This is a genomic window from Streptomyces sp. NH27, assembly GCF_056859195.1.
On the sequence record NZ_JACEGK010000443.1, the window covers coordinates 1 to 6,750 of the forward strand.

The 6,750-nt window shown below is 70.7% G+C and carries 6 protein-coding genes and 1 tRNA gene; 2 read left to right on the forward strand and 5 right to left on the reverse strand.

Features of this window, described 5'->3' with window-relative positions; translation table 11 throughout:
- Positions 1–45: 45 nt before the first annotated feature.
- Entirely contained in the window at positions 46–1,938 is a 1,893-nt protein-coding gene (locus AC13HU_RS28605) for a HEAT repeat domain-containing protein (protein WP_483044855.1), read from the forward strand.
- Between the two features lie 244 nt (positions 1,939–2,182).
- Here the strand turns inward: AC13HU_RS28605 and AC13HU_RS28610 are convergent.
- A tRNA-Tyr gene (locus AC13HU_RS28610) sits at positions 2,183–2,264 on the reverse strand.
- Between the two features lie 209 nt (positions 2,265–2,473).
- Here AC13HU_RS28610 and AC13HU_RS28615 point away from each other — a divergent pair.
- The gene (locus AC13HU_RS28615; protein ID WP_483044856.1) at positions 2,474–2,962 is read left to right on the forward strand and encodes a YajQ family cyclic di-GMP-binding protein; all 489 of its coding nucleotides are present in this window, start codon (positions 2,474–2,476) and stop codon (positions 2,960–2,962) included.
- Positions 2,963–3,088: 126 nt separating this feature from the next.
- Here AC13HU_RS28615 and AC13HU_RS28620 read toward each other — a convergent pair whose 3' ends face one another.
- The 4 genes from AC13HU_RS28620 to AC13HU_RS28635 all read right to left on the reverse strand — a co-directional run bounded on the left by AC13HU_RS28620 (position 3,089) and on the right by AC13HU_RS28635 (position 6,742).
- Complete coding sequence (locus AC13HU_RS28620) at positions 3,089–3,592, reverse strand: peroxiredoxin (RefSeq protein ID WP_483044857.1); 504 nt, start codon at positions 3,590–3,592, stop codon at positions 3,089–3,091.
- Positions 3,593–3,733: 141 nt separating this feature from the next.
- A complete protein-coding gene (locus AC13HU_RS28625; protein ID WP_483044858.1) occupies positions 3,734–4,126 on the reverse strand; it encodes a YccF domain-containing protein in 393 nt (130 codons plus the stop codon).
- Complete coding sequence (gene htpX / locus AC13HU_RS28630; RefSeq protein ID WP_483044859.1) at positions 4,123–4,983, reverse strand: zinc metalloprotease HtpX; 861 nt, start codon at positions 4,981–4,983, stop codon at positions 4,123–4,125. Before htpX ends, AC13HU_RS28625 begins: the two co-directional genes overlap by 4 nt.
- 187 nt (positions 4,984–5,170) lie before the next feature.
- Positions 5,171–6,742: an NADH-quinone oxidoreductase subunit N gene (locus tag AC13HU_RS28635; RefSeq protein WP_483044860.1), complete on the reverse strand. Its 1,572-nt coding sequence runs from the start codon at positions 6,740–6,742 to the stop codon at positions 5,171–5,173.
- Positions 6,743–6,750: the final 8 nt, after the last annotated feature.

Below are 6,750 nucleotides of genomic sequence, written 5' to 3' on the forward strand. Positions count from 1 at the left end.
GGCAGCGGTCGGGACGTTGTCGGTGGTCCCGGCTACGTTGCCGTTGTGAGGCCACCCGAGGAACTGGACGACGTCGACTGGTCCGCCCTGAAGCATGCCTACGGACCCGCCACAGAGGTGCCCGGCTGGATGCGTGCCCTGTACGCCGAAGCGGACGCGGTGACTGCGAGCGGCGAAGAGGTGGTCGGAGAACTGATCACGTCCATCAATCACCAGGGCTCGGTGTACAGCTCGACCCTCGCCGCGGTGCCGTTTCTCGCACACCTCGCCCATCACGTGGACTTCCAGCGCTCGTTCGGGCTCTTCATGATCGCCACCCTCGCCGAGGACGACGAATGGGAGAGCACCGATCCGCTCCACCTGGAGATCCGCGCCGCAGCGCGGGCCGAGATCCCCGCGCTCACGGTCCACCTCGGCGACGCGGACCCCGAGGTTCGGCAGTACGCGATCCGCCTGGTCTATGCCGCCGGGCGGCCCGCCGCTCCGGAACACCTGGGCACCCTCGCCGACTTGTGCCGCCATGACCCGCACGACGGTGTCCGCGCGGACGCGTTGACCGCGCTGACCTGGCTCGACCCGATCACCGATCTGCCCCGTGAGTTGGAGGCCGCGGCGCTCAAGGACCGCTCGCGCAAGGTCCGTGCCGATGCCGCGCTGCTCGGGCTGGCCCGGGCCCGTCCGCCGTACCCGGCCGACCTGCTGAAGGTGATGGCCGCGGACGGCGGGCCGGAACCCGGTACGCACCGATACGAAGAGGACGGGCCGCCGTTCCCGTACCCCGCACCACCGACCCATCATCTGCTCGCCGAGGACCCGGAAGGCGCGCTGGACGTCGCGGACGCGTGGATCTCGGCCGGCGACGTCCACGAGCAGGGCTCGCGGCTGGCCGACGATGTCGCCGGCACCTGGCGTGACCAGGAACCACGGACGACCGCCGCGCTCATCGCCGCCTTGCCGTACGCCGAGAACGAGATCTCCCGCAGAGCCACGCTGAGGTACCTCGGACCCTGGGTGGTGAAGGCCGGCGACCTGGGACAGCCCGCCCGCGACTGCCTGTTCAGCGCCGCCCGCTCCCCGGACCGCGAGACCTCCGCCTACGCGCAGCACGCCCTCGCCGGCTGCGGCGACCTGCGCGTACTCGACCTCCGCTCCACCTACTACGGTCCCGCGCTCGCCACCCTCCTGACCCATCACCGGGAACGGGCCCGTCCCCTGCTGCTGGCCGCACCGCCGACCCTTGTAGGGCATCCGTGGGTGGAAAGCCTGATCGCCGCGCTCGACCCCGAACTCGCCGTGGCCTGGCTGCCGCAACTCAAAGCAGCGTTCACCGAGCGTCCGGGCACATGCGCCGAAGTGCTCGGCTCGCTACCGCCCGGCGCGGCCGACGCCGAAACCCTCGGCCTGCTCGCCGACGCCGCAGGCCACACCCGCGACCCCGGCCTCCGCGCCGTCGCCGCCGTCTCCCTGGCCCTGCTCACCGGTGATACGGACCGGGCCGTCGCCGTTCTGCCAGACCTGCTGAGCGGCAAGGCACTTGAGTCGGTGCTTCCCCAAGTGGGCCGCCTCGGGCGGTCCGGCGCTCCGCTCGCCCCGGCCGTCGCAGCGTTCCTCGACCATGGCTCGGCTGATGGCTCCGACCGCGTCCGTGCCCGGGCAGCCGACGCGTACTGGCGCATCACCGGTGATCCCGAACCCGTCCTGCCCGCTCTGATCGAGTTGGCCGCACCGTCGATCACCCCCGAGCGGCGGGACCGTGCCTACCAGCGGTTGCCCGCCCTGCGCACCCTCGCCGCCATCGGCATCGCACCGCCCCGGCTGACGCATCTGCTGGAGACATGCGCGTACTCGGCACGACGGCTGGACTCCCGCTACGAGGACGACGAAGAACTGCGCTCCCTTGCGCTACGGCTACTGGGCGAGGGGACCGCATCCACCTGAATCCTCCGCACCTGGGGCACCAAGTAGCGGGCAACCGTCACACGGTGGGCCGGCTGTCATCTCGCCGGTCCAGCCGACCACACGTCCCCGGGTCGGGCCGAGTAGTCCCGTCCAGGTCTCGTCCGGAGAGGCTGACGGACGGCGGAACGGAGGGGGCTCGGCGAGACACGACGGCTCCCCCAGCCCGCACACGAAGAGGGCCCCTGCCCAGCACAATCGCTGGTCAGGGGCGCTCTACATGAGGTGGCGGCACGTGGATTCGAACCACGGTAGGCTAAGCCGACGGATTTACAGTCCGTTCCCATTGGCCACTCGGGCATACCGCCATGGGATGCGCCGCGGGCCGGCCTGGGGGGCCGGGGGTCGTGGCGACGGGGTAAACGATACCTGATGCAGAGGGGTGGTTCGCCACCGGATTGATCCGGGCATCGGGGGCGCGGGTGGCTAGGCTGGGCCGGTGGCGGTGCCGGGTCGGGCCGTCGCGGATGTGATGGAACCGACGTACCGATGAACACAGTCAAGGAGCCCACTGAAGATGGCCGACTCCAGTTTCGACATCGTCTCGAAGGTCGAGCGGCAGGAGGTCGACAACGCCCTCAACCAGGCCGCCAAGGAGATCTCGCAGCGCTACGACTTCAAGAACGTCGGCGCGTCGATCGCCTGGTCGGGCGAGAAGATCCTTTTGGAGGCGAACTCCGAGGAGCGCGTGAAGGCGATCCTGGACGTCTTCGAGACCAAGCTGGTCAAGCGGGGGATCTCGCTGAAGTCGCTGGACGCGGGCGAGCCGCAGCTGTCCGGCAAGGAGTACAAGATCTTCGCCACGATCGAAGAGGGCATCTCCCAGGAGAACGCCAAGAAGGTCGCGAAGATCATCCGTGATGAGGGCCCGAAGGGCGTCAAGGCGCAGGTCCAGGGCGACGAACTGCGGGTCAGCTCCAAGAGCCGTGACGACCTCCAGACCGTACAGACCCTGCTGAAGGGCAAGGACCTGGACTTCGCACTCCAGTTCGTCAACTACCGCTGAGCGGCGGCGGTAGCGGCTGCCGCCACGCCCTCCGGCGGCTACGGCGGCTACGGCGGCTACGGCGGCTACAGCGGAACGGCAAGAGGCCGGCTGGGTGTCAACGCACCCACGCCGGCCTCCGCTTCGCTACTCCCCGCTCCCGGCCCCGTTCCCGGCCTCGCTCCCACCCGCGCCCTCGCCCTGGAGCCGCTTCACGACCGCCAGCGCGTCGTCCACGTGGCCGCCGATGTTCATCATCGACGAGAAGGCGTGCTGGACGGTGCCGTCCCGGTCGATGACGAAGGTGATCCGGCCGGGGACGACGCCGAGCGTCGTGGCGCCGTACTGCCTGCGGACCGCGCGGTCGCGGTCGGAGAGCAGGGTGAAGGGCAGTTCGTGCCGCCCGGCGAACTTCTCGTGCGACTCGACGGTGTCGGAGCTGATGCCGATCACCTCGGCGCCGGCGTCGGTGAAGTTCTCGTAGCCGTCGCGGAAGCTGCACGCCTCGGCGGTGCAGCCGCGGGTGTTGTCCTTGGGGTAGAAGTACAGGACGACGATCTTCTGTTGCAGCCGCTCGCTGAGCGTCACCGATGTGCCCGACTGGTCGGGGAGGGTGAAGTCCGGTGCCTTGTCGCCGACTTGCAGGGTCATCGCGATCTCCTCAGTAAGAGCTGGACTAGGAGAGTACGGGCCAAGGCACCGGTCCGTTCACTGCGCGGCCCCGCCGGCCCCGCGCCCGAAAACCGCGAGGCGCGCGTCGCACGACGCGCGCCTCACCCCGACCTGCCCCGCTCAGCGCGTGGCGAACGGCTCGTCGGTCGGCACGATCTCCTTGCCCAGCGGCATCAGCGACAGCGGAATCAGCTTGAAGTTCGCGATGCCGAACGGGATGCCGATGATCGTGATGCACAGGGCGATCCCGGTGACGATGTGGCCGAGCGCCAGCCACCAGCCGGCGAGGATCAACCACAGGATGTTGCCGACGAGGGAACCGGCGCCGGCGTCGCGCCGCTCGACCGCCATGTAGCCGAACGGCCACAGCGCATAGATGCCGATCCGGAAGGCAGCGATGCCGAACGGGATGCCGATGATGGTGATGCACAGGATCACCCCGGCCAGGAAGTAGCCCAGGCACATCCACAGCCCGCACAGCACGAGCCAGATCACGTTGAGGATCGTCTTCATTGGTTACGACCTGCCATCTCTTCCAGGCGCGCGATGCGCTCGGCCATCGGCGGGTGCGTCGAGAACAGCTTGGAGGCGTCACCCGGGCGAAACGGGTTGGCGATCATGAGGTGGCTGGTGGTCTCCAGCCGGGGTTCGGGCGCCAGGGGGCGCTGCTTGGTGCCATTGTCGAGCTTGCGCAGCGCGGAGGCGAGCGCAAGCGGGTCACCGGTGAGACGGGCACCGGAGGCGTCCGCCTCGTACTCCCGCGAGCGGGAGACGGCGAGCTGGATCACGGAGGCGGCGATCGGGCCGAGGATCATCAGCAGGAGCATGCCGAGGATGCCGGGGCCGTCGTCGTCGTCGGAGCGGCCGATCGGGATCAGCCAGGCGAAGTTCGCCAGGAAGACGATGACGGAGGCGAGCGCGCCGGCCACCGAGGAGATCAGGATGTCCCGGTTGTAGACGTGGCTCAGCTCGTGGCCGAGCACTCCGCGCAGCTCGCGCTCGTCGAGTATCTGGAGGATGCCCTCGGTGCAGCAGACCGCCGCGTTGCGCGGGTTGCGGCCGGTGGCGAACGCGTTCGGTGCCTGTGTGGGCGATATGTACAGCCGCGGCATCGGCTGTCGGGCGGCCGTCGAGAGCTCGCGCACGATCCGGTAGATCACGGGTGCCTCGAACTCGCTGACCTGACGCGCGCGCATGGCCCGCAGCGCCAGCTTGTCGCTGTTCCAGTACGCGTACGCGTTCGTGCCCAGGGCGATGACGAGCGCCACGATGAGCCCGGTCCGGCCGAAGAGGCCGCCGATGACCAGGATGAGTGCGGACAGGCCACCGAGGAGTACGGCGGTCTTCAGCCCGTTGTGCCGGCGGTGCACGTGCGCCCTCCAAAGTGTGTGTCGGGGGGATCTCCCCCTTCAGGAAAACCTCCTGGACTGGTCAACGCGACTCGGGCGCCGTTGGTTCCCTCGCGCACACACAGCGCTACCTCCCGAATCGCGCCGAAACCCCGTCCCACCTGCGCTTCGCTGCGACACACCCCGCGCCCGGCGGCCCGCCGCGTACTTACAGCAGCACCCCTTCCGCGTAGCGCAGCACGATCTGCGGCGCCCCGGACAGCACCAGACCGGCCGCCGCGGCCAGCGCGATGGCGGCGGTCAGGGCGAGGGGTGTACGCGCGGCCGGCGCGACGCCGGCTCCGCCCGCCGTGCCCACCGTCCCGGTCATGTCCCCTTCCTTCCCGCTCTCCCCGCGTCCGAACAGCAGCGCCGTCCACCGCAGGTAGTACACGAGGGCGATCGCCACGTTGACGGCCATGATCACCGCGAGCCAGCCGTGCTGGGCGTCGACGGCGGTGGAGAACACGGCCACCTTCGCGAACAGGCCGATCAGCCCGGGCGGCAGCCCGGCCAGGCAGAGCAGGAAGAACGCGAGCGCGAGGGCGGCCGCAGGCCGGGACGCGTACAGGCCGCGGTAGTCCGTCAGCCGGCCGCGCGGCGCACCGCGGCTGACCAGGGCCGCGACGGCGAAGGCGCCGAGGTTCACCACCGCGTACATCAGGGCGTACGCCACGGTGGTGCCGACGTGGTAGCCCGCCGGGCGGCCGGCGGACTCGGCGGCGAGCGGCACGAGCAGGTAGCCGGCCTGGCCGATCGACGACCAGGCCAGCAGCCGTACGGCGCTGCGCTCGGCGTCGGGCCGCTGCCGCAGGGCGCCGACGTTGCCGACGGTCATGGTCAGCGCGGCGAGGACGCCCATCGCCGGGCCCCAGGTGTCGGCGTACGCGTGGAAGGCGAGCGTGGTGAGCAGGATGAGGCCGGAGAAGCCGGCCGCCTTGCCGACCACCGACAGATAGGCGGCCACCGGCAGCGGCGCGCCCGCGTAGGTGTCGGGCACCCAGAAGTGGAAGGGCGCCACGGCCAGCTTGAAGGCGAAACCGATCAGCGTCAGGGCGGCTCCGGCCTTGCCGAGGGTGTGCAGCTGGGCGGACTCGTGGCCGAGCGTGCGGCCGATCTGGTCCAGGTAGAGCGTGCCGGTGGTGGCGTACAGGAAGCTGATGCCGAGCAGCGACACCGCGGTGGCGGTCACCGAGGTGAGGAAGAACGTCAGCGCGGCCTCGCTGCTGCGCCGGTCCCCGCGGCGCAGTCCGACCAGGGCGAACGCCGGCAGCGTGGTGACCTCGAGCGCGACGATCAGCGTGGCCAGGTCGCGGGAGGCGGGCAGCAGGGTGGCGCCGGCCGCGGAGGCCAGCAGCAGGAACCAGAACTCGCCGGCCGGCAGCTCCTCCTCGACCGCGGGTGCGGACAGCAACGCGGTCAGCAGCGCCCCGCCGAGCACCAGCACCTGCACCACGAGCGCGAAGCGGTCCGCGGTGTACGAGCAGCCGCCGCCGGTGAGGTCGGTACGGCAGAAGGTGGCGTGGTGCCCGGCCCGCAGCGGGATCAGGGAGAGCAGCGCGAGGGCGAGCCCGGCCACGGTCGCCCAGGCCAACAACTGCTTGCGGCGCGGCGGCAGGAACAGGTCGGCGACCAGCAGCAGTACGGCCAGTGCGGCGGGGATCGCGGCCGGGGCGACCGCGCTCCAGTCGACGGACTCGGTCAGCGGCGAGGCCAGTGCGGACCCGGGCCCGTGGAGCAGGCCGGGGG